23 protein-coding genes are annotated in these 23,513 nt (G+C 59.3%); 4 read left to right on the top strand and 19 right to left on the bottom strand.

Features of this window, described 5'->3' with window-relative positions:
• Window positions 1-82: 82 nt before the first annotated feature.
• The 16 genes from dbpA to GRX76_RS05485 form a co-directional block, all read right to left on the bottom strand.
• Window positions 83-1,480, bottom strand: coding sequence for an ATP-dependent RNA helicase DbpA (gene dbpA, locus GRX76_RS05560; protein ID WP_160152401.1), 1,398 nt, complete (start codon window positions 1,478-1,480; stop codon window positions 83-85).
• Between the two features lie 146 nt (window positions 1,481-1,626).
• The gene (locus GRX76_RS05555) at window positions 1,627-2,067 is read right to left on the bottom strand and encodes a GNAT family N-acetyltransferase (protein ID WP_160152400.1); all 441 of its coding nucleotides are present in this window, start codon (window positions 2,065-2,067) and stop codon (window positions 1,627-1,629) included.
• Between the two features lie 36 nt (window positions 2,068-2,103).
• The gene (locus tag GRX76_RS05550; RefSeq protein WP_160152399.1) at window positions 2,104-2,415 is read right to left on the bottom strand and encodes a cupin; all 312 of its coding nucleotides are present in this window, start codon (window positions 2,413-2,415) and stop codon (window positions 2,104-2,106) included.
• Between the two features lie 72 nt (window positions 2,416-2,487).
• Window positions 2,488-2,901 carry a hypothetical protein gene (locus tag GRX76_RS05545; protein WP_160152398.1) on the bottom strand — a complete coding sequence of 138 codons (414 nt, stop codon included), beginning with the start codon at window positions 2,899-2,901 and terminating at the stop codon, window positions 2,488-2,490.
• An 86-nt stretch (window positions 2,902-2,987) separates the two neighbouring features.
• The gene (locus GRX76_RS05540; RefSeq protein ID WP_160152397.1) at window positions 2,988-3,302 is read right to left on the bottom strand and encodes a hypothetical protein; all 315 of its coding nucleotides are present in this window, start codon (window positions 3,300-3,302) and stop codon (window positions 2,988-2,990) included.
• A gap of 116 nt (window positions 3,303-3,418) precedes the next feature.
• Window positions 3,419-5,305: a DNA topoisomerase IV subunit B gene (gene parE / locus GRX76_RS05535; protein WP_160152396.1), complete on the bottom strand. Its 1,887-nt coding sequence runs from the start codon at window positions 5,303-5,305 to the stop codon at window positions 3,419-3,421.
• Window positions 5,306-5,399: 94 nt separating this feature from the next.
• Window positions 5,400-6,029, bottom strand: a complete 630-nt coding sequence (locus GRX76_RS05530) for a YqiA/YcfP family alpha/beta fold hydrolase (protein ID WP_160152395.1) — start codon at window positions 6,027-6,029, stop codon at window positions 5,400-5,402.
• 90 nt (window positions 6,030-6,119) lie between these two features.
• Complete coding sequence (locus GRX76_RS05525; RefSeq protein ID WP_236250560.1) at window positions 6,120-6,818, bottom strand: hypothetical protein; 699 nt, start codon at window positions 6,816-6,818, stop codon at window positions 6,120-6,122.
• 202 nt (window positions 6,819-7,020) lie between these two features.
• Entirely contained in the window at window positions 7,021-7,824 is an 804-nt protein-coding gene (locus GRX76_RS05520; protein ID WP_236250559.1) for a metallophosphoesterase, read from the bottom strand.
• A gap of 68 nt (window positions 7,825-7,892) precedes the next feature.
• On the bottom strand, window positions 7,893-8,414 hold the full coding sequence (locus GRX76_RS05515; protein WP_160152393.1) for a DUF1249 domain-containing protein: 522 nt from the start codon (window positions 8,412-8,414) through the stop codon (window positions 7,893-7,895).
• A gap of 160 nt (window positions 8,415-8,574) precedes the next feature.
• A complete protein-coding gene (locus GRX76_RS05510; RefSeq protein WP_160152392.1) occupies window positions 8,575-9,219 on the bottom strand; it encodes an NUDIX domain-containing protein in 645 nt (214 codons plus the stop codon).
• Between the two features lie 30 nt (window positions 9,220-9,249).
• Window positions 9,250-9,816: a DUF4136 domain-containing protein gene (locus GRX76_RS05505; RefSeq protein ID WP_160152391.1), complete on the bottom strand. Its 567-nt coding sequence runs from the start codon at window positions 9,814-9,816 to the stop codon at window positions 9,250-9,252.
• Window positions 9,817-9,933: 117 nt separating this feature from the next.
• A complete protein-coding gene (locus GRX76_RS05500) occupies window positions 9,934-10,521 on the bottom strand; it encodes a DUF4136 domain-containing protein (protein WP_160152390.1) in 588 nt (195 codons plus the stop codon).
• A 74-nt stretch (window positions 10,522-10,595) separates the two neighbouring features.
• Window positions 10,596-12,956, bottom strand: coding sequence for an MlaD family protein (locus GRX76_RS05495; RefSeq protein ID WP_160152389.1), 2,361 nt, complete (start codon window positions 12,954-12,956; stop codon window positions 10,596-10,598).
• An 85-nt stretch (window positions 12,957-13,041) separates the two neighbouring features.
• Window positions 13,042-13,545, bottom strand: coding sequence for a paraquat-inducible protein A (locus GRX76_RS05490; RefSeq protein WP_160154826.1), 504 nt, complete (start codon window positions 13,543-13,545; stop codon window positions 13,042-13,044).
• A 140-nt stretch (window positions 13,546-13,685) separates the two neighbouring features.
• Window positions 13,686-14,405, bottom strand: a complete 720-nt coding sequence (locus tag GRX76_RS05485; protein ID WP_236250558.1) for a paraquat-inducible protein A — start codon at window positions 14,403-14,405, stop codon at window positions 13,686-13,688.
• 542 nt (window positions 14,406-14,947) lie between these two features.
• Between GRX76_RS05485 and GRX76_RS05480 the strand changes: the two genes are divergently transcribed.
• Together GRX76_RS05480 and GRX76_RS05475 are read left to right on the top strand one after the other, a co-directional pair.
• Window positions 14,948-16,450: a TolC family outer membrane protein gene (locus GRX76_RS05480; RefSeq protein ID WP_160152388.1), complete on the top strand. Its 1,503-nt coding sequence runs from the start codon at window positions 14,948-14,950 to the stop codon at window positions 16,448-16,450.
• A gap of 169 nt (window positions 16,451-16,619) precedes the next feature.
• On the top strand, window positions 16,620-17,648 hold the full coding sequence (locus tag GRX76_RS05475) for an NAD-dependent epimerase (RefSeq protein WP_160152387.1): 1,029 nt from the start codon (window positions 16,620-16,622) through the stop codon (window positions 17,646-17,648).
• Between the two features lie 13 nt (window positions 17,649-17,661).
• On the opposite strand, the gene GRX76_RS05470 is transcribed toward GRX76_RS05475, so the two are convergent.
• Both GRX76_RS05470 and GRX76_RS05465 read right to left on the bottom strand, forming a co-directional pair.
• Window positions 17,662-18,396 (bottom strand): 3-deoxy-D-manno-octulosonic acid kinase, encoded by a 735-nt coding sequence (locus GRX76_RS05470; protein ID WP_160152386.1) that lies wholly within the window; start codon window positions 18,394-18,396, stop codon window positions 17,662-17,664.
• 186 nt (window positions 18,397-18,582) lie between these two features.
• On the bottom strand, window positions 18,583-19,482 hold the full coding sequence (locus GRX76_RS05465; protein ID WP_160152385.1) for a glycosyltransferase family A protein: 900 nt from the start codon (window positions 19,480-19,482) through the stop codon (window positions 18,583-18,585).
• 348 nt (window positions 19,483-19,830) lie between these two features.
• Here GRX76_RS05465 and GRX76_RS05460 point away from each other — a divergent pair, with 348 nt between their 5' ends.
• Window positions 19,831-20,796, top strand: coding sequence for a glycosyltransferase family 2 protein (locus GRX76_RS05460; RefSeq protein ID WP_236250557.1), 966 nt, complete (start codon window positions 19,831-19,833; stop codon window positions 20,794-20,796).
• A gap of 88 nt (window positions 20,797-20,884) precedes the next feature.
• The gene (locus GRX76_RS05455; RefSeq protein ID WP_160152384.1) at window positions 20,885-21,811 is read left to right on the top strand and encodes a glycosyltransferase family A protein; all 927 of its coding nucleotides are present in this window, start codon (window positions 20,885-20,887) and stop codon (window positions 21,809-21,811) included.
• A gap of 136 nt (window positions 21,812-21,947) precedes the next feature.
• On the opposite strand, the gene waaA is transcribed toward GRX76_RS05455, so the two are convergent.
• A complete protein-coding gene (gene waaA, locus GRX76_RS05450; RefSeq protein WP_160152383.1) occupies window positions 21,948-23,285 on the bottom strand; it encodes a lipid IV(A) 3-deoxy-D-manno-octulosonic acid transferase in 1,338 nt (445 codons plus the stop codon).
• Window positions 23,286-23,513: the final 228 nt, after the last annotated feature.

Below are 23,513 nucleotides of genomic sequence, written 5' to 3'. Positions count from 1 at the left end.
GTAGGATTTGAAGTCGGAGCCGCCCGCAACCAACATTGGGCGGCTCCTGAATCCGTTCAAACTATCTATTCAGACTATCTATTCAGACCCCGACAATACGCGCGCGAAAATTGCGACCTTTGATTTTACCGTTGGCCAACTTGCCCAGCGCTTTTTTGGCCACTGTGCGCTCCACCGCTACAAAAGTGGAAAAGTCGAACAACTGAATTTTTCCGATCTGGGTACCGTCAATCCCACCCTCGCCGGTCAAAGCACCGACCACATCCCCAGCCCGGACTTTCTGTTTTTTGCCGCCATCGATCTGCAGTGTCGACATGAGCGGACGAGCGGGCCGGAAGCCTTTTTCAATGGCGGGGATTTCCTGCAAGGTAATCGGTTGCTGCATCAACTCTTCCAGACGCTCCAGCTTGTAGATTTCCTTCTTGCTCACCAGCGACAGCGCCAGGCCTTTCTGGCCCGCACGCCCAGTGCGCCCGACCCGGTGCACATGCACTTCCGGATCGCGGGACAGGTGGTAGTTCACCACTACTGGCAACTCTTCGATATCCAGTCCGCGCGCGGCAACGTCCGTCGCCACCAGAATCGACGCACTGCCGTTGGCGAAGAGCGTCAGGGTGCGGTCGCGATCCTTCTGTTCCATATCACCGTGCAGCGCCAACGCGGCAAAACCGGCACTGCGCAGAGCCTGGGCAGCTTCATCGGTTTCCTTTTTGGTGTTGCAGAAGATAACCGCCGACGAAACATCAAGGCTCGCCAACAACTGATAGAGAGCAGCAGGACGCTGTTCGTTGTTTTCCACCCGGTAGTAACGTTGCTCGATAGTGCTCTGGGTGTGTCCCGCGGTTACTTCGACTTTCACCGGGTCGCGCATGACCCGGGTGGCCAGCGCATCAATGGTTTTTGGATAAGTAGCAGAAAACAGCAAGGTTTGGCGTTGTTGCGGCAATGCCGCCAGAATCTGGTCCAGTACCGCCTGAAACCCCATGTCCAGCATGCGATCGGCTTCGTCCAGCACCAGAGTCTGTACCTCGCTCAGGTCCAGGTTGCCCTTGCGCAGGTGATCTTCAATACGCCCGGGCGTGCCGACGACAATATGTGCACCGTGCTTCAGTGAGCCAATCTGTGGCCCGAACGGCATACCGCCGCACAGGGTCAGAATCTTGATGTTGTGAATCGCCCGCGCCAGCTTGCGCAGTTCCCTCGCCACCTGGTCCGCCAGCTCCCGGGTGGGGCACAACACCAGCGCCTGCACCCGGAAGCGCTCCGCCTGCAACTTGTGCAGTACACCGAGGCCAAAAGCCACCGTTTTCCCCGAACCGGTCTTGGCCTGGCCGATCACATCCTTGCCCGCCACAATCGCCGGCAGCGCAGCGGCCTGGATTTCCGTCAGGCGTGCAAAGCCGAGATCCGACAGGTTCTTCAGCAGGGGCTGCTCTAGCGGCAGGGATTGAAAATCGCGGGGGTGATCCGTGTCAGACATGGTGGAAACCGGGGCTTGTAGAAGGAAAGGCCGCGTATTGTAGGTAAGCGCAGGGCAATTTCCTATTGGAATCCAACAAAATGCACCCTAGCCGAAATAGTGCGCCCAGCAGCGTCACACACATGCTGTCGGCGTCAGCTCCAGACCTAAGTCTGAGGCTTGGCGACGAAGCCCTTTTCCACATCGCCAATAAAGCCGACACTCTCGTACAACCGGTGCGCTTCCACACGTTGTGCGCCCGAAAGCAACAGAACCTTGTAGCAGCCCTTATCCCAGGCCTGATTCAGGGCGAAGGTCAACACCGCTTTACCCAACCCATTGCCGCGCGCTTCCGGAAGGGTAATAACATGTTCAATAACACCAAAGGGGCGCGCCGCCATTGCCATACTGGGCACAGTGCCCAGCATGCAGGTAGAGCTCAACTTGCCGTTATGCTCCGCAACAATGATATCGGCATTTGGGGATTTGATAATTTCTGACAACGCCTTTTCCGAGGCCGCAGAATCCAGCTCGGGATCATTCGGCCTCAATGCCCGGTAAAGCTGTAATATTCCGTCTTTGTCTTTTAATTCGGCTATTCTTGGCATACCCGCTCACACTTCACGCAAAAAAATCAAACTTTGCTACACGCTATCCGCGCTCTCAACCACAAGTACGCGCACTTCACCTCGCGGGTGTGCCACATGCTCGGTGCCTACGGATGCAAAAAAGATATCCCCCACTTCTAACACAGCCACTTCTTCTTTGCCGGATACGCGATAGTGCATATCGACCACACCATCCAGCACCACAAATACTTCTTCACCATCGTTTACGTGCCACTTGTATGGCGCGTTCGTCCAGTGAAGCCTTGTGGTTATGCCACCCATATTGGCAATTTCCTTTGCACCCCAAGCGCGCTCGGCAGAAAAATCTTTGCTTCTTACGACTTCCATTTTTTAACACTCTAGATCCATAAACATTGACGGCCCAAATCGCGGCCCACCTGACAGGATATCTACGAACGCCTATTGAATCCTGAATTTCACCCCGGAAAATGGTTTCTGATTGAACCACAGAAGCTTTTCCATTGGAAAATTGGAGAACACCAGAAGTTTGTCACTCTCCCAGCTAACCCTGAGATCACCGGGCTCAGAATCAATACCGAAAATACCGCCGTATTCCTCGCCACTTTTCAGGTCGACAAGCAGAACACCGGTCTGGACCCGGGTGAATGCACCGCAATCTGAATAACCGATCCTGGCAACTTTATTGCCATCTGGAGATGGCACACTGACAACTTCCGTATTTTTACAGATTTCAGGAAAATCAACACCGCTCAGTTCCAATGCTGCAAAAACACACTGAAACCCCACGTAGGTAAAGAAAACAGCTGCCCCGGCATTCCAAAGTAGTTTTCGAGTCTTTTTAAAATACTGCACGGCAGTGATTACCAGAAAGGAAGATTGAATTACATTATGTATATATCCATACACACCGACACTCACCGCGTTGGCAGCTTCGATTGTCAGGCATTAGGATCCGCAAAATACATACTCAACCAAAGTAACGGCATACTTAGCAAAGCAATAGCCATTGATAAATTGGACTTTAAAAAAACAATTTTCTTGCCAGAGTAAACTTCAAAAAAGCCAACGAGCAGAGAAATTGCCAAACAGGCCAGGAAACAGCTCAGGAAGAGTTGGCTAGTTCCGGTATGGCAATAAAGACCATTATGTCTTTTGCTGCAAAACCCTTCACTAACGAATAGCGCTACAGCCCCCGTCAGCAACGTAACTGCCATAGCCATTATTGTCACAAGCCGATATTTTTTACTGAGCACTCTTCTTCGCCGGGTTCTCATTTTCCTGATACTCGCTGCAGGGGCGGCGGGCGCCTATCCAGGCTGCCACCATTTCTGCCCAAAACAATAAAGCCCCGCATTGCGGGGCTTTATCTTTAGCTGACTTCGGCAAGGTTGCCCTTGCTCTCCAGCCACTGTTTTCTGTCTCCCGCGCGCTTCTTCGCGAGCAACATATCCAGCAACTGATTACTGTCGTCGCCAGCATCGATAAACAGCTGCACCAGACGGCGGGTGTTGGGGTCCATGGTGGTCTCGCGCAATTGCAGCGGGTTCATTTCACCCAACCCTTTAAAGCGGGTTACCTGGATCTTGCCTTTCTTTTTCTCCGCGGCAATGCGATCGAGAATGCCCTGGCGCTCGGCGTCGTCCAGTGCGTAGTAGACGTCTTTACCGATGTCGATACGGAACAGCGGTGGCATAGCAACATACACATGGCCATTGGTGACCAGCGGGCGGAAGTGACGCAGGAAGAGTGCACACAGCAGGGTCGCAATGTGCAGACCATCGGAGTCGGCATCCGCAAGGATACAGATTTTGTTGTAGCGCAGGCCTTCCAGGTTGTCGCTGCCCGGGTCTACGCCGAGCGCGACGGCGATATCGTGCACTTCCTGGCTGGCAAGAATCTCGTTGGAGTCCACTTCCCAGGTGTTCAGGATTTTACCGCGCAGGGGCATGATGGCCTGGAATTCGCGGTCGCGGGCCTGCTTGGCAGAACCGCCGGCGGAGTCACCTTCCACCAGAAAGAGTTCCGAGCGGCTGGTATCACCGCTGGAGCAGTCGGCCAGTTTGCCCGGCAGCGCAGGGCCCTGGGTGACTTTTTTACGCGCGACTTTTTTCGCCGAACGCAGGCGCTTTTGTGCGTTGCTGATACAGAGTTCGGCGAGCTTGTCGCCGTCTTCGGTGTGCTGGTTCAGCCACAGGCCAAACGCATCTTTGGCCACACCGGAAATAAACGCAGTGGCCTCACGGGAACTGAGGCGCTCCTTGGTCTGACCGGAGAATTGCGGGTCGGCGAGTTTGGCGGAGAGCACGTAAGAGCACTGACCCCAGATATCTTCCGGCCCGAGTTTAACCCCGCGCGGTAACAGATTGCGGATTTCGCAGTACTCGCGCATGGCATCCAGCAGGCCGGCGCGCAGGCCGTTGACGTGGGTGCCGCCCTGGGCGGTGGGGATCAGGTTAACGTAGGACTCGGCGGTGACTTCGCCGCCTTCAGGCAGCCACTGCACCGCCCAGTCTGCTGCTTCTGTCTGCGCAGAAAAGTTGCCGACAAAGGGCTCGGCCGGCAGCACTTCCCAGCCCTGATTGGCCGCGGCCAGGTAATCCTTGAGGCCGTCTTCGTAGTACCACTGATCGGATTCGCCGTCCTGCTCATTGATAAAGGTGACGGAGAGACCGGGGCAAAGCACCGCCTTGGCGCGCAGCAGGTGGCGCAGGCGCGGTACCGAAAATTTGTTGGAGTCGAAATACTTCGGGTCCGGCAGAAAACGGATGCTGGTGCCGGTGGTGCGTTTGCCGCACTCGCCGATCACTTCGAGATCGGAGGCCTTGTCACCATTCTGGAAGCCAATACGATGCACCTGGCCGTCGCGCTGAATGGTGACTTCCACCACTTTCGACAGCGCGTTAACCACCGATACACCCACGCCGTGAAGACCGCCGGAGAACTGGTAATTCTTGTTGGAAAATTTGCCCCCCGCATGCAGGGTCGACAGGATCACCTCCACCCCGGGACGCCCCTGTTCCGGGTGAATATCCACCGGCATGCCGCGACCATCGTCGCTGACCGACAGGGAGTGATCCTTGTGCAGTACCACCTCGATTTTTTTGGCGTGGCCGGCAAGGGCTTCGTCGACACTGTTATCGATGACTTCCTGAGCCAGGTGATTCGGTCGGGTGGTATCGGTATACATACCCGGGCGTTTTTTCACCGGGTCCAGCCCCGTTAGTACCTCGATATCTTCAGCGGAATAATTGGCCATAATTTCTGCTCACCCCTCGGGGTGCCTACTGCTGATGCTTATTCGTTGTTTTTTGCTCAGTGCTCGTTATGAGCGATTGTCCTAGATCTTCTATCTAATTGTTGTCTGGCGGAAATAGGAAATCTACCAGTGCCTCGGCATAGCGGGCAAATCCCTGGAAGCTGTGGTCACCGCCCTCTTCCACCGTTTGCCGCTGTCCTTGATAAAACTGCTCCGCCTCACGGCAGTCGAGGGTCTCGTCCCCGCGCTGGGCCAGTAACCAGTAGCGGCCCGCCAGTGGCGCAACCACGCTGCCTTCCAGTTGCCGCATCTTATCCACATCTTCGGGGGCAAGGCGATAGGTCTGCATTTCTCCACTGTAGGGCTGCAAGTCCTGCCCCAGGTATTTGGGCATGAAGCGCGAGGGTTTGACCGCGGGATTGACCAGTACCGCCGGTAGCCGGTGCTGCTCGGCCAGCCAGGTACTCCAGAAGCCCCCCATGGAGCTACCTACCAGACCGATGGGCCCCAGGTGGTTGCCTATAGAGTCCTGCAATATTTTACCCAGCACAACCGAAGCTTCGCCGGGATAGGGCGACACCAGCGGGGCGTAAAAGACGATGTCCGGGCGATGCTCAAGCAACCAGGCTTTGAGCAGCTCGCATTTGTAGGACTGCGGCGATGACAGGAAGCCGTGCAGATAAATCAGCAGCGGGCGTTCGCTAGAGAATTGTGGGTGTGACATGGGCGGGGATTATAGCGATGCCGCCGGCATAAGTACCGGCGGCTTTACCCCAAATGGCGAGGTTATGGTGAGGTTGTAGCAACCAGGCTGTTACTGCAGCGACTTATCCAGGCTGGCAAATGCGCGGCGCATATCGGTTTTCATGTCGGTCCAGAAGGTGACACTGGTAAAACGTTCGAAGCGGCCGTTGGGGCCGAGGCTACCAAAGTTCTCCCCGATATCACGGCGGTCGCTGAAGCGCATCACCGCATTGCCGTTGCTATCCTGCAGCTCACCGGAGAGCACACCGTAAGCACTCTGGTCGGTATACACCCGCCACAGCCAGGGTTGCGGATCCAGCGGTGCGCCCAGTGAGAAGCTGCTCAGATCCAGCTGCAGAACGTAATCCGCCTGTGCTTTATCGCTCACCAACACACTTTGGCGCGGCGCCAGGAAGCGCTCGGTCAACGTCTGCCCCATCAGGTCCTGGAGGCGGGCTATATCCTTCTGGTCCAGCTCGTAGTCCTTGGCTCTCAGGGGAGAGCCTGCGCCGGGAAAGCGCCGGCTGTAAGCCACATTGACCGGCTCGAGATAAACCTTGGCGCCACTCAGGTCAAAGGCATAGGCAGCACTGACACTATCCAGCCCGGTTTGGCGCGGCAGCAGGCCGTCTTCGGTATCTTGCGGGGTAACTGTCGCCTGCTGGACACAACCGCCGAGCAGCGCAAGGGAGAGGGAGAGGAGTAACCCGGAGAGAGACGGCCTAGAGAGAAATGGCCAAGAAAGAAGTTTGCGATAAATTGTTAGCATGGTGACCTCACTTCCTGAAGTACGAAAGTACAAGAAAATATCAGGCGGCCAAAGGTGATCGATCCTGACCAGCCATTGAACCCGGTACCGCTAAACCGCGAATTCAGGTGCCATTCTAAAATAAAAATAGATCACGAAGTCACGAAAGGCAGGTTTAACGGTGAAATGACCGATCATCCTGCTTCCATTGGAAAAGCCGGGATCAGTATCCGGAAGAGGCCAGATCCACGCTGTATTCGGCGATAGCGACGCGCTCGACCCCGGTGCTGTAGCTGCCGTCGTCGTTGAGTTCAAACCAGCGGTAGCCGGGCATTTCACTGTCCACGGCGAAAGGGCCGCTGCCGGGGGTGAACTGCACCGAGGTGGAAGGGGTGGCGTGCAGGCCAATATGATCCAGCTGACTATCGTACTGCTGGTGGACGTGTCCCCAGGCAATGGCTCGCACATTGTCCGCCCCGCGCACCAGTTCGATAAAGGCTTCGCGCCCTTCACGCAGCATATGGCCATCGATCCAGTGGCTGCCAACGGGTACCGGCTGGTGGTGCATCATCAGCAACAGGGGATGCTCGCTGTGGCTGGCAATCAGCTGTTCGATACGCGCCAGCTCAGCGGCACTGAAACCACCGCAGATTTGCCCGGGCACGCTGGTATCCAGCAATAACAGACGCCAGTTACCCAAAGCCACCACTTCCGGGCGCCTTCTGGGGGCGATTTCATCCATGCGCTGGGGATTATCGTGGTTGCCGGGCAACCAGAACCAGGGGGTGGTGACCGGCTGCATCTTGTGCAGAAAACGGCGGTAGGCGGCTTCAGAGCCGTTGGCAGAGACATCACCGGTGACGATCATCAGCTCAGGGGCGTCAGCACTGCCGGCGACGGCCGTGAGCACTTCGTCCAGTGTGCGGCCAGTATCCAGGCCCAGCAACTGATAATCCGGCCGGCCGCCAACATGGGGGTCGGTTATCTGGATCAGCCGATTTGCTGGTTCTACTGCCGCGTTATTCACTTTCTCACCTTGCCGAAACATCCATGTACGCTTGTGCGATGCCCGGCTTTCTATCTCGTCCGCAGGATTCAGATGCGCCGACCACCCAGGGTGAAGTCGACTTCCGCGCGTCCATTTGCCAGGCAATGAGCCAACCATTCGCTCAGGAACCGGTTGACCTGTTGGCGCTCGTCTTCACTGTGCATGGCCGGGTTGGGATAGCTGAAATTCAGTCCGTCGCCACCGATCGGCCCCTGACCGTCCACCGCCACCACTTCCGCCATGCGCGCATCGTGATACAGGCGCACGGTAATGGGAGGCGGAGCCAGCCAGTTTTTGTCCTTGCTGCCGGGTTCCGGCGCGGAGGATTGCAGGCTCACCTCTGTGGTGTACCTGCTGCGCTCCAGCACCGCCACTTCCAGGGTGCCGTCGGGCATCTGGTAGCGCCAGCTTTGGTTACTTGCGAGCTCCGGCATCAATTTGCACAGGCGCAGATAATTGGCATCACAGTCTGCATGATAGGTGGGCAGATCCACACGAAATCGCTCTTTTGCGATCGTCCGGATCTGTGATGCCGCCTTGCTGCGGCCAGTGCCTGCCGGTACCGCCATTATCGACACTCCTGTTGAGTTCGCGCCGTGATTCATCTCTCAAAATATCCGCGCCACCACCGATTGCCGGCGCCATTGGTCGCATTCTTGTCATATCACCACTGTGCGGGTGCAATATCCGTGCAATACCGCGGAAATTGGTCGCAAAAGCTGCAACCATTCAGCCGCGCGTCGCTCCCGTTTCCAGCCGTGACCGATTCAGCTGCAGCCACTGCAGGCTGATGATACTGGCGGCATTGTCGATGGCGTCATCAGCGCTGTTTACTGCCTCCAATACCGTCTCCAGAGGGAATACCCGCAGGCGTATGTCCTCGTGCTCCTCCGCCAGCCCGAAATGGCCCTCGATCCCGCGCAAGTCAGCACAGGCACAAAAAAGGTGCATCCGCTCGCAGGTTCCGCCGGGGCTCGGCAGGTAACTGCGGATAAAGTGCAGTTCCTGCACCTCCAGGCCGGCCTCTTCCTGCAGTTCGCGCCGGGCGACGTCTTCCAGGGACTCGCCCTCTTCGACCATGCCGGCTACCACCTCCAGGCACCAGGGACCCGCCTCGCGCTCCAGGGCGCCAATGCGAAACTGCTCGATGAGTGCCACCAACTGGTGTTCGGGGTCGAACAACAGCACCCCCACCGCATGCCCGCGTACAAACAGCTCGCGTTCCATTTCGCCACCCCAGCCACCGCGGTAGAGGCGGTGGCGCAGGCGCAGTTTGTGCATCTTGAAAAAACCGTCGTAGACTGTTTTGCGGGACAGGATATCCACCGCACCGCGGGTGAACTGCGGTTTGAGGTCCGTTTTATCACTGCTCATGCAAGATTCTTCCCAATCGAAAACGGACAATCAGTCGTAACCGACATCATTGTAAGGTGGGAAGCGTGCAAGAATCAGGGCGGCCTCTTCGCGCAGCTGCAGCAATTGCTGGTCCGGCGACTCGTAGCGCCCCGCTACCGTGGGCATGCTGCCCCGCCACAGGGGGGCCTCTTCCGGCGACAGCACATCCACAATCAGGGTGGATTCACGGTATTCACGCACCCGCAGCGGGGCCCGCCATCCAAAACCGAAGTAGCGGTAGCCGCCGTAAATGCTGAAGGGGTCGTCGTAGACCGCCACTTTATCGGTGCTGAACAGCTGTACCCGCACCAGGAAGTCCGCCTGGTCACGGCTGGCTGCGGGCTGGTAGCTTCCCTTGAGGATGTCGTCGACGGCCTGGCTGGCACGCTTGCTTTCGAAGGGCGAAACAGGGCCATTGGCCAGGGTGTCGAGCAGGTAGTAGCTGCGCAGGTTGGCGAATTTGAACGATGGGTCGTAGTCCACGGCCACCGGGTTGGGGGTTGTACAGCCCGTGAGCCCCAGGGCCAGAATCAGCCCCAGCAGGGCAGCCGTACGAAATTTAAGCAGCAAAGCCATGTGTTCTCCCGCGATGCGTTGGTATGCGTTTGGAGCACCGGCGTCCCTGCCGAAACTGTTATTGGTTGATTATCCGAGCACTGGCCATCAGCGGCCGCTCACTGGAAAGCCTACCGGTCAAGAGGCCGGTGGTAAATCCTGCAGTAATTCCCCAATGGCCTTGTTGAGGATGCGCTGGCGTTCGTTCTTGTCCTCCGGGCGCACCATCAACTTGGTGGCGCTGCCGCCCCAGATGGGCATGGCATTTTGCGGGCCGATGCCCACAGACAGCGTGACCCGCGGCGCACCGGTGCGCGAAGGCAATTCCACCACCCCGGACTGGGCGTTGCTGTCGAATTGCGCATCCCAGCTTTCGTTGGTGGGATCACCGGCAAATTCTTCTTCCACTACCGCGATCTGGTAGTCCACCACCATCTGCGCATTATCCACCCCCTGTACCTGTCGGTAGCCGCGGGACTGCAGCAGCGCGCCGAGGGTCTGGCGCAGCTCGGTATCCAGCTCCACCAGCTGCGCCGGGGCTCCGGTGTCGGCACTCAACACTTCAGTACCCCAGGCGTAGGTCTGGAAGCTGACCGGCGGCGTGCGCGATTCGATGCGATCGATCTGGGTGGGACTGCTGCAGCCTGTGAGAGCGCCCCCGGCCAGTCCGACCAGTCCTGCAAAGGCCAGTAATCCCGACGCCAGGCGGCTAATTCTATTACGCATCCGTTTTTCCTTTCCCTTCTGTTTTCTGCTCTGATCGCAACAAAAAAAGCTGTTCCGTGTATTGCGGAGCAAATTTATTTGAAACTGTCTTCCAGTGCCGGGTAAAGCTCGATTTTCGGGCTCCATAGCAACCACTCGGGCTCGGCCTTGCCATACAGTGGATAGTGGCTGCCAGATTCCACTTCCAGCCCCATTTCCGGATTGTCCGGTGTCGCGAAGGCGATGCCTCCCGCCAGCAGGGCCTGGGCAGACTCGGTGTGCACATCCAGCCCGGTCTTGAGGCCAAAATTCACATCCATTCCGCTGGCATTCCAGAACCTGGAATGCTCTCGCACCAGGGTGCGGAATTCGGGTTCTATATAACAATAGATGTAAACACGATCCGCCAGTTCCCCCAGCTGGTAACCGGTCACCTTGCCCACCTGCACCTGCCGATAATAAATCGGGCTGCCGCGTTTAAGCGATCCCCGCCGCGGCGCATCCAGAATCAGCGCCAGTCCGGGCATCATCATGGTGTCTGCCAGATCCGGCTCGGGCTTGACGGCCAGGGCCACAAACTCCGTCTGCGGCTCATTGCCCTGGCCGGGCTCCAGCTCGAGAAATGGCCCGGTGACCAGGGTATCCAGGTTGTCGACGCCACTGAGTCCAATCTTCGGTCCCACCACCCACATGCGTGTGCCAGTGCGTGCAAAGCGCTCGGCGCGCTGGTACAAACGGGCGCGCGCACGCACGCCATCCAGTTCGTGGCTGAGGCGCATGCGGGTAATTTCACCCACCTGGATTCCGCGATAGCGCAGCGGCGCGCCGACCTTCAGCCCCTCATCGCCAGTGAGGTCGATGTAGATATTGATGCCCTCTTCCATCGCCTCGTCGCGACTGCCATATAACCGGAAACTGTCGCCGCTGCGGGCACTACCGGCATTTTTGCTGTCGTGGGGGCCACTGCCGAAGGCGATGCCGCCGCGCACCAGCGACAACAGTGAGTCCGTCTCCACCTCCACACCCTTGAGGCTGGCGCTGGCACGCAGGCCACTCACATTCCAGAAGCGGCTTTCACCATTCACCAGGTGCGCGTAGGGCGGGTCAATCACCACATAGACCTCCACCCCGGAGCCATCGGACTTGAGCGCCATCCCCTGTACCCGCCCCACTTCCACCTGGCGGTAGTACACCGAGGCACCCCGCTGCAGTGAGCCGGTGTTTCTCGCGGTCAATTGGAGATGCAGCCCCGGTACCCGGGGGTCCCGCGGCGGCGGGCTGGAGTGGGCGGCGAACTCCCGCACCGAGCGCTGTCCCTTGCGCAGGTCAACCTCGATGCGATTTCCTTTCAACAGGTCATTGATACCGGAGGTGAAATCTAGCGTGGGCGGCGCCAGCCAGAAGCGGGTGTTTTCGCTCAGCAGGTCATCGGTGATGGGGTCCATCAGCACCTTTACTTCCATCCCATCGATTTTGCGATTGGCTTTGACGGTACTGACCTGCCCCACCCGGATTCCCTGGTAGATCACCTGCGTAGTGCCCTCGGCGAGACTGACACCGCGATCAAAATTGAGGGTGATGGGAATACCGGCATCCGCTTCAGCGAAACTTTTGTACAGCTTGAACTCGTTGCCATCCACCGCCAGCGGCGACTGGTTCTGGGATTCCGGGGTGTAGAAACTCACGCCGCCTGCGATCAGGGAAGCGAGAGACTCGAGTTCCACATTGACGCCGCTGATGCCCCCCTGGATCGAAACCCCCGAGGTATTCCAGAAGCGGCTGCCGCGGTGCACCAGATGCGCGTAACTGCGGCGAATAAACAGATTGATCTCCACCTCGCTGGCGTCTTCCGCCAGGTGGTAACTCTCTACCTGCCCCACTTCCAACTGGCGGTAATACACCGGTGAACCGCGATTGAGCGACGCCAGGCGGGGAGATTTAAGGGTGACACGCAGGCCATCACCGCGCACATAGGCCGGTGGCTCGGTCACCGCAACAAAGTGTCGTTGCTGAGAGCCACTGCCCGGCTCAACCGCAATGTAATTACCGGACACCAGTGCTTCCAGCCCGCGCACCCCGGTGAGGGACACCTCCGGCTTCACCAGCCAGAACTTGCTACCTTTGGTCAACAGATAACCGGCACTGCGGTTAAACGTTACCTCGGCCAGAACCCCGTCCTGTCCTTCCAGCTCGGTGGCGTTCGGCACCAGCCGGAAATCGCCCACCACACCGATTTCCACCCCGGCATACTTCACTGCGGTCTTGCCCTTCACCAGGCCATCGCCGCTGGAAAACAGAATCGTGGCGCGAATATCGCCCTGGGTGAAATCCTTGTACAGCAGCCACACGGCGATCAGTGCCGCGATCAAGGGCAGCAGCCACACCAGCGAGAGACCGCGACTGCGGCGCGCCAGACCTTCCGGCTGGGCGTCGTATTCAAACGGCGGCTCGCTCATCCATTCTCCCTAGGGTTACGTTATTGCTCTTTACTTCATTACTTCATTGCGCTGCCAGCCGGTGCTGCGGTTCGGCAACCGCAAATCAGCGGCCGGGCTCTGACTCAGTCACCTTCGACTCGTACATATCCCAGATCAGGCGCGGGTCAAATGCCCGCACCGCAAACATGGTTACCACCACTACCGTCGCAAACGCGGTACTGCCGGTTCCGGCCTCCACCTCTGCGATGGCTCCCATATCTACGAGTGCCACCAGGATCGAGATCATGAACAGGTCCAACAGCGACCAGCGCCCGATCGCATTCACCACCCGGTAGATCCGCATCGCCTGGCGCGGGGCCACATTTAACCGCAGCTGCACCGTCAGGCAGAGAATAACCAACCCGACCAGTTTCATTACCGGCACCGCAATACTTGCCACAAACACAATCAGCGCAATGCCCCAGAGGCCATTGTGGTACAACTCCAGGGCGCCGCCGATGATGGTACTGGGCTCCCCGGAGCCCAGATAGATGACCGTCATTACTGGCAGTATATTGGCAGGAATCAGCAACAGTGCGCCGGTAATGGTCAGCGCCCAGGTCAGCATCACACTGGCCTCCACCCGCCCGTGCATACGCGCGCCGCAACGGGGACACAGACAAGAACGGGTACCCCGCGCCACCGACACCAGCTGCCGGCAACCGAGGCAAGTCCAAAAGCCCTCAGACAGGGCGCGCGCCGGACGGTTCAATGGGGCGTCTCCGCAGCGGAATCCAGTTCCGGCTTGTGGCCGCTGGCGGCCGCAGCCCTCCGCGCCAGACGCGCCCATACGGTTTCGGCGTCAAATGACACTGTGGCTGCGCTGGATACCACCATCATCGCCACAAAACAGTAGAGCCCGGGCTCCACACTCATCTTGCCGAGATCCGACATTTTCACCAGTGCCACCAGAATCCCGAGCATGTACACATCGAGCATGCCCCACTCCTGCAGGTGGTGATACCAGCGCAACGCCCGCGCCACCGGCTTGCCCATACTCACCCAGCCACTGCCCCAACTGATAAACGCCAACAGCAGAAACTTGCCCAGCGGCGCCAGCACGCTGCAAAACAACACAATAGAGGCAAGCCAGATATAACCCGCGGCAAACAGCGACCGGACCCCGTTCATCAGGGTGTTTTCAGCACCAAATGAAAACAGCGAAAATTCCAGCAGCGGCAGGCTGGCGGTAGGAATAAACAGCAGCAGCCCCGTCAGACTCAGGGCTGCGGTGTGGGCAACGCTGCGCTCCATATTGCGGTGCAGGGTTGCGCCGCAGCGGGGGCAGATCAAGCGCTGCCCTACCGGGGCCCGATCCCGGGTCAGCAACAAATCGCACTGGTGGCAGGCACGCCGCCAGGTCGCGCGCGGCGGCGGGTCTTCACCCGGGGTGTGATGCTGTTCGTTGTGCCGGGAATCTTGCCCCATTGCCGGTCCGTATATCGCCTATCGGTGTATCGCACGTATTAGAGGTCTGACAGCGCAGGCGGAACCAGTTTCCGGGGCTGCATCCAAGTACCGACCTCACGTCGTCTGAATAGCCGGGAAGCACAGAGGATGTACACGGAAAGTACCGTTGTGCCGATCGGCAGGTGTTTTTTGTCACTGGACGCACATTCGCGTCCATTTAACGAAGATATACCAAATTGCGCCGATCGTCGCCTCGACGCTCCTGCGGCCGGCAGGTACACTCTCGCGACCGCAGGCCCGAACTCCGTCAGAAGACGCAGTTGAAAGACACCGTAAATACGCATCCGGGCCAAGCCAGCACCGCCTTCAGAGCACATTACAGACTGGCTCCAGATCCTTAACCAAAGGAATAGCGGGGTTTACAGGAAAGCGGGAGCAAAGACTCCCGAGCCCGGGGCCCTCCAGGAAACTAACCACCTGGAAGCTGCCTGGAAAGCAGGCCGCAAAACACAGGCCACCGGAAACTTGAAGACCGCAGCTGTCACAGGAAATCAACAGTAATGACAAGAAGTGCAACTGAGCGCACAGCGCGCCAATTTGTTCGCCCGCTCACATCTCTGCTCGCCGCCGCTGTTCTGGGGCTCGGCGCCATGCAGGCCCAGGCCGACACCCTGTGGGAAATCTATCTGCAGGCGCTGGATAACGATCCACAGCTGGCCGCCGACCGCGCCGCCTATCGCGCCGGACTTGAAGCCAAGAATCTCGGTCGCTCGGCGCTGTTGCCGCAGATCAATGCCTCTGCGGAAAGAAGCAAGACCAAAACCAATTTTGAATCCAGGGGCATTCAGTTCGACAACACCCTGGGGTTGCTGCAGTCCATCCAGTCTGGCGACAGTGACGTAGACACCACCAGTTATGGTGCCCGCCTGGACCAGGCGATCTTCGACCTGCCGGCCTGGTTCGGCTACAAGCAGGGCAAGACAGTCAGCGAACAGGCCACCGCCGAATTCAGCGCCAATCAGCAGGATATGATGATCCGCGTGGCCAGCGCCTACTTCGACGTATTGCGCGCTCACGATGTGCTGGAAGCCGCGCGCGCCGAGGAAGAAGCCCTGGCCAAACAGCTGGAACAGACCCAGCAGCGCTTTGAAGTGGGTCTGACGGCGATTACGGACGTTTACGATTCCCGCTCTGCTTATGACAGCGCCGTTGCCCGCCGCCTTACCGCCCAGGACGACCTGCTGAGCAATTTCGACGCCCTGTCGGTGCTGACCGGTATCAACCACGATACCGTGGCGCCGCTGCAACCCAGCTTTACCGTTGCCGCGCCGGACCCGGCGGATCGCGCGGCCTGGGTAGAGTTTGCGCTGACCAACAACTTCAGCCTCAAAGCCGCACGCCTGTCTGCCGATGCGGCGCGCTACGGTGCCCGCGCCGCAGCGGCCGAGCACCTGCCGACGATTGGCGGCTCCATCGCCTATCAGAATATCGAGGACGAAGGTGACCGCAATACCACCACCCGCGTACCCTCGCTAGGCCGGCAAATCAGCTCCACTATCCCGGCAGACGGCAGCACTGAAGTCACCGTGGCAGCGATCACCCTGAACATGCCCCTCTACACCGGTGGCCGCCTCAGCGCCAGCCGCAGGGAAGCGCGTAACCAGGCCTTCCAGGCCGAAGACCTGCGCAACCTGACCGAGCGCAATACCATTCAGGACACCCGCACCCTGCACCGCGCGGTTACTACCGACACCAGCCGAGTGGAAGCCCGCGAGCAGGCGGTGATTTCCGCCAAAAGTGCACTGGACGCCACTCAGGCAGGCTATGAAGTGGGCACCCGCAATATTGTCGATGTGTTGCTGGCGCAGCGCACCCTGGCACAGTCCCAGACCGACTATGCGAATGCACTCTACGACTACATCCTGAACACGTTGAACCTGAAACTGGTGGCCGGCCTGCTGGCACCGGAGGATCTGCAGCAGCTGGACCTGCGCCTGAACCCGGCGTCTCCGGTATCCCGTGCGCACATCCTCGACAGCGGCGCCGCCCGCTTCAGCAAGTAAGCACCGACAGGCATCCCGGAATACAACACCGGGCGCAGCAAAAAAAGGCCGGCACTGCTATAGTGCCGGCCTTTTTTGTGGGCTGACTACAATTGCGGGGCGCGATTCACAATTGCGCGAACTCCCGACCTAGCCTCCTGGATTATTCAACAGCGGTCTGTTTTTACTCATGAAGTGTCTGATTACCGGCAATGCGGGCTTTATCGGTTTCCACGTAGCAAACGCGCTGATGGCACGGGGCGATTCCGTGGTGGGCGTGGATAATGTCAACGACTACTACGAAACCAGCCTCAAGGAGGCCCGCCTGCAGGCGCTGGAAAAAACCGCGCAGCGACAGGGCGATGCGGTTGAGTATGAATTTGTACGCGCCAATATCGCCGACAAAGCGGCACTCGACGCCTGCTTTGAACGCCACCAGTTCGATCGCGTTATTCACCTTGCCGCCCAGGCCGGCGTGCGCCACTCCATCGAACACCCGGAAGCCTATGTAGAAAGCAACCTGGTCGGCTTTTCCAACCTGCTGGAAGCCTGCCGCAGTGCGAAAACGCCACACCTCACCTACGCCAGTACCAGCAGTGTCTACGGCGGCAACACCACCATGCCGTTCAGTGAGGATCACGGTGTAGACCACCCGCTGCAGTTTTACGCCGCCACCAAACGCGCCAACGAGCTGATGGCCCACAGCTACAGCCACCTGTTCAAACTGCCCACCACCGGTCTGCGCTTTTTTACCGTGTACGGTCCCTGGGGGCGCCCGGATATGGCGCTGTTCAAATTCACCAAACTGATTTTGCAGGAACAGCCGATCCCGGTGTTCAACCACGGCCACCACAGCCGCGACTTCACCTACATCGACGACATTGTTGAAGGGGTGATCAAGTCCAGCGACCAGATTGCCACGGCAGATCCCGCCTGGTCCGCAGCGAATCCCGCCGCAGCCACCAGCAATGCCCCCTTCCGTATTTTCAATATCGGCAACGGCAACCCCGCGCAACTGTCCGACTATATCGATGCGCTGGAGGAAGCACTGGGTAAAAAAGCGATCCGCGAGATGCTGCCAATGCAACCGGGCGACATTCCCGACACCCACGCGGACACCCGCAAACTGCAACAGGCCATCGGCTACAAGCCGGACACCAGCGTACGAGAAGGGGTGCAAAAATTTGTGGAGTGGTACCGGGCTTACTATTCGGTTTAACTGCCCGGATCAGCTATGCGCTTTCGCAGTCCATAGCGCGCTGGTAGGCCTGGGTCAGCGCCTGCCAGTTTTCTTCCGAAAAATAAAAAGTGGGGTGACGCCCCTGGAGCTTGTCCAGTGAGCGCCGCAGGCGGGATACATTGGACTGCGCATCTTGGCGGGAGAGATGTTTGCGGATGACCCCTTTATCGAAGTCGATCAAGTAAATCTCGTCACCGCCCGTCAACAGAATATTGCTGGCGTTGAGATCTGCGTGGTAAACATTCGCGCGGTGAAAGCGTGCGATCAATGCACCCAGTTTTTGCCAGAGGGCGTTATCCAGCGGCTTTTCGCACAGGGTTTCGGTCAGGGTTTTCGAGTCCGCTACCCGCTCGGTAATCAGCGCAGCACGGTAGCCCAGCGGTGGCAGACTGACACAACGGGCCGCCACCGGGCGCGGCACCGGCAGTCCCAGCTTGCGCATCGCCGCCAGCATATTGAACTCCCGCCACACACGAGTGTTGGGTAAACGACTGTACAGGTACGTCTTTTCGACCAGGCGCCCGGCGAGGCCACCGCGGTGATAGCGCTTGAACACCAGTTCCAGCCCGCGGTAGCTAAACATCACCGCTTTGCCGCGCTCCACCAGCGCACCATTGCTGTTCTGCTGAAGCCATTCCCGCTGGAACAGCTGCTCGCAATTGGCATCCACCAGCGCATCGTCATAAATGACAGTCGCCAGTTTATTTTTGAATTGCCGATACCCCACGGGTAATCCCTCGCTTTGCACCGGGTGTGCACAGTCACTGTGCCAGCGGCGCCGTCCACCTGATGAAAATCCCGCGCATTCTACCCCCAAGCCGGCCCCCACCCCAGCCCCCAGGTGACGAACTGCTCGCACCCGGCAAAAAAAGCCATGGTAAATGCCGAGGAAAACACTACGAAAAATAAAAGCTCAGCGAAAAAGTCCGCGCAATTTGCGCTCCAGGCGATCCAGCAGCTTGAGCCAACCGGCCCCCTGCATCGGGTCATAGGCCCAGGGCGTCTTGAGCGCGCCACGGGTAGGTTTGAGGAACTCTTCAGCCACCGGCAACCGGGCAGGATCCGCCAGCTTGAGATTCTCCGCCTGCTGATCCGTCATGATCTCCAGCGGGTAGAGGCCGCAGCGCCGGGACCATTCACCAAAGCGCAGGGCCAGGGATTTCTGTTTGCCGCGATAGGCGCGGCCGTTCGGCAGCCACATGGAGAAGGGAGCGCGCATCCGCGCCATGCGGCAGAAAATTTTCGCGGCCTTGCGGTTGTTTACCGATTCACCCACCTCGAAAGACCAGTCCACCTGGCGCAGGCGCCGGGGGTCGGCAATCAGCAGTGCGGAGAACCAGGTCCCGGTTGAGCGCTTGCGCGGATACCAGAACCAGAAGCCGCGCTCACGATCGAAACGGAAATCCTGGTTGGCCGCTTTTTTCAGGGAAATACCGCGTACAAATGCCGGTGAAATGAACCCCAGGTCCGGCTGATCCGCAAAGTTCTGCCGCAGCTCCTGAATATCCTCATCGGATAGCCGGCGCACCATCTGGGTGTCATCCTGCAGAAAGCAGATAAGGGCATCGTCAGCGGCCATTTCAAAGGCCGCCTGCATATTGGCGTAGAGGCCACCGAGTTTGTGGCCACTCTCGGCAGTTTTGTCGATCACCTGGTGCCGCTTGGCAATCTCCGCCAGCACACGGCGGGTCTCCGGATCATCGCTGCCATCGTCAATGACCGTCAGCTGGCATTGCGGCGCACAGTCTTCGATGGAGCTGATGCAGTTTTCGAGAAACGGGCCGCGATTGTAGGAAAAGACAAAAATATGCATGGGGGCTCGAGTGGTTAAAATCGGGTGGTAGACGTCGAAGGACAGGAACCGGGCTATCACCGCCGGGCTATCACCGCCGGGCCATCACCGGAGGCGGTTGCAACCGGTACAGCATACCAAATCACCCGGGGGGCGTGCCGTGACTCTATTAACCGAAATGAACCCTATCCCAAATTGACCCGTCAACCGCCCACTCCGGGTGCAAAGCCCTGGCCAACACCTTAAACTTGGCGGCTTTTAAGCCCGGAGTCACTCAGGAACCCGGCACGGAATCAGGCCCGAAAACAGGCAGCACTGCCCGGTCAACCGGCTCCGCCCGCGCGTTCGCAATAGCCGGATTGTTGGTATATGCTCAGCGGCCCCGATTTCCCGCCCGGCAATGCCCGATTCTCCGCCTGGCAGCACACCGAGTCACACTCTCCCATCAACCACGCCAACCAACCGCAGAAGCCCATGAAACTGTCTGTCATCATGACCACGTACAACTCCCCCGAATGGCTGGAAAAAGTGCTGTGGGGATACAGTTGCCAAACCGAACAGGCTCTGGAAGTGATTGTTGCCGATGACGGCTCCCGTAGTGACACCGCCGAACTGGTCGCGCGCCTGCGGGAGGAGACGGGACTGGATATTCGCCATGTCTGGCAGAAAGATGACGGCTTCCGCAAATGCCGCATCCTCAACAAGGCCATTCTCGAGGCTCGCGGTGACTATATTGTGTTCACCGACGGCGACTGCATACCGCGGGCGGACTTTCTGGAAGTACACAAACGCCGTGCCGAGCGGGGCTACTTCCTCTCCGGCAGCTACTTCAAGTTGCCCATGAGCACCAGCGAAGCCATCACCCGGGACGACATCCTGTCCGGGCGCTGCTTCGATTTCCAGTGGCTCAGGGAGCACGGCCTGAAGGCCCGGCGCAAGACCCTGAAACTCCGCGCAACGCCGCGCTGGGCGCCGCTGCTCAACCGCATCACCCCCACCGCCTGCAACCTCAAGGGCTCCAATGCCTCTGCCTGGCGGGACGACATCCTCAAGGTGAATGGCTTCGACGAGCGCATGGCCTGGGGCGGACTGGACCGGGAATTCGGGGTGCGCCTTGAGAACGCCGGCATCAAGCCCCGCCATGTGCGCTTTGATGCCGTCTGCGTACACCTGGACCACCCCCGCGGCTACGCCGACCCGGAAATCGTTGCCCGCAACAAGGCCCTGCGCCTGCGGGTGGCCAAAGAGCGCATCATTGAAACACCCCAGGGGATTCGCCAGTTGCTGGATGCCGGTTATCAACCGGGGACAAAAAACGGCGGGCTGACAGACTGAGGCCATCGCCCCCTCCCGAACCTGTGTTCCCAAGTATTAACCGGCGGTTTTCGAATGTATATCCGCCTCACTTTGACAAGATAGCGCCATGCCAAGTAATTCTGATCACACTGATTCTCCCAGCGTCGACCTGAAAAAACACTGGTCTGATCCCATCGTCAGCCGTTTCCTGCGTCTCGCCGCCAGCGGCTGGGTGCCCGCCTCGCTGTTTCAAAAACCACTGCCGGGAAAAGAGCAACGCGCAGCGCGCAGTGGCAAGCTGGATATTGAAATCGTCAGCCACTGCTGGCAGTACTCCCACTTCCTGATTTACCAGTTGAGCTCCCTGGCACTCTTTCCGCCCACAAAAGCCACCGTGACCATGACGGTGTACTACAACGGCGAAGACACCCGCACCGCCGCCGTACTCGACTTTTTCGCCAAGCAAGAGGTGCCCGGGGTGACCTGGAACTGGTGTGAGCTGCCGAAGGAATCCCTGTACCGCCGCGCGATCGGCCGCAATCAGGCGGCCCTGGCCACCAAGGCCGACTGGATCTGGTTTACCGATTGCGACCTGATGTTCCGCGAGCAGTGCATCGACCAGCTGGCGGAGCAGCTGCAGGGCCGCAACGACAGCCTGGTGTTCCCCCTGCGCGAGCGCATCACCTCGCTGCTGGAGGATGACGACCCCATGCTGAACTTCGATCCGCAGGATTTGCGGGTCATCGATATCGACGACTCGCTGTTTGTGGAGCAAACCCGCGACCGCGCTACTGGTCCACTGCAGATTGCCCACGGCGATATCGCCCGCGCCGGCGGCTACTGCGACAGCTTGGCTTACTACCAAAGGCCGGCGGCCAGCTGGTGCAAGGCCCACGAGGACCGCGCCTTTCGCTGGCTGCTGGGGACCCAGGGTGAGCCGTTGGATATCCCAGGGGTTTACCGTATCCGCCATATCAGCAAAGGCCGCTATACCGGCAGCAAGCTGAACACCCAGATTCGCAGCAGCGTGCGCAAAGCGACCGACAAACACTAGAAACCGCCACTGGGGCTATCAACAAGCCGCGGGGGCCATTAACAAGCCGCCGGGGGCCATTAACAAAAAAGGGCCGGGTGCATCGCGCATCCGGCCCTTTTTACTGTTCTGGCAACAGACAACCAACCGGGGCGACTCACCCCCGCATCAACACTTCAATTTCATCCACCGTGCGCGCCAGCGCACCGCTGTTCTGCGCCGCCACTTCCCGCGCACTGTTGCCCGCGGCCATGCGACGCTCCGGGTCGCCGAGCCAGACTCCGACTTCGGCGGCCATCTGCGCCGGGTCTTCAGCCACCACCAGACCACCGGACTCCCGCATCAGCGCGGACACGGTACTGAAATTGTGCAGGTGCGGCCCGCACACAATAGGAACGCCCCAGGCCGCCGGCTCGATCATATTGTGCCCGCCGACAGGCACCAGACTGCCCCCGACAAAGGCGACATCGCAGGCACCGTAAAAACGCAGCAGTTCACCCATGGTATCCCCCAGCAGCACCTGATCGTTCGCGCCGGGAGCCACGCCGTCACTGCGTCGCACGGCACTCAAGTTCTGCTCGCGGCACAGGCGGGCCACACCATCGAAGCGCACCGGATGTCTCGGCACCAGCACCAGCAGCAGATCCGGGAAATCCCGGCGCAGGATCTCGTAAGCCGCCAGCACCAGCTCGTCTTCCCCCGCATGGGTACTCGCTGCCAGCCACACCGGCCGGCGGCTATTCCCTCGCCACTGGTGCGACAGCGCCTGAGCCTCGCTGATCAGGCCAGACCCGATATGCAGGTCAAACTTGATATTGCCCACCGCGGTCACCCGCTCCGCCGGCATCCCCAGTTCAATAAAGCGCTCCGCATCTGCCGGGTACTGCGCCAGTATCAGGGTTAGGTGATTCAGCATACTGCGGCTCAGACCGGCAAAGTGACCGTATCCCCGCGCTGACTTGGCGCTCAGGCGGCCATTGACCAAGATCGACGGCATATTGCGACTGCTGCACACCGCCAGCAGGTTCGGCCACAGTTCCGTTTCCATACTGACCAGAATATTCGGGCGCAGAGCATCCACAAACGGCGACAGGCACTCGGGCAAATCGAACGGCATGTAGTAGTGCAGCAGGCGCCCATTGAGCAGTGGCTCCAGGGCATCGTGCACGCGCTGGGAGCCGGTTGGGGTGGTAGTAGTCACCAGCCACTGCCACTGTGTGTGACGAGCGGCCAGGGCTTCAATCAGGGGAATGGCGGCGAGAGTTTCTCCCACCGAAACCGAGTGAATCCAGATCAGCGGCGCACGGCTGGCGCGGTCCGGTACCACACCAAAGCGCTCGCGCCAGCGGCGGCGGGCACCGGGCCGGGAAGGTACCAGCCCAAAACGCTCACTCCAGCGCTTGCGGTAAGCCGGGTCGGCCCGGCCACGCCACCACAGATGCAGCAGCATCAACGGCAGGGAGAGGCGGAAAAACCATGTGTAAATGTGGCGCATCAGTTTAAAAATCGGTATCGGCGATGGTGATGAAAGTGAACGTACGCGAGGTCAAGCGCCGCGGGACCAAATCCCGCACCTCGCCGCATTCTACGCTATCTTCGCGCCCCGCTGACGCGACTCAATGCCCGAAGTTTTCACCGCACAGGCGTCCAAGTCAACCAGACTAAGGTCACCGGACTGCGGCTGGCACCAGCCCCCTTCACCTGCTCGGACAAGGAGCCCTTT

It is taken from the genome of Microbulbifer sp. ALW1 (assembly GCF_009903625.1).
Taxonomy (GTDB): Bacteria; Pseudomonadota; Gammaproteobacteria; order Pseudomonadales; family Cellvibrionaceae; genus Microbulbifer.
The sequence above is the reverse complement of the archived record's forward strand: the minus strand, read 5'-3'. Positions and strand labels throughout refer to the sequence as shown.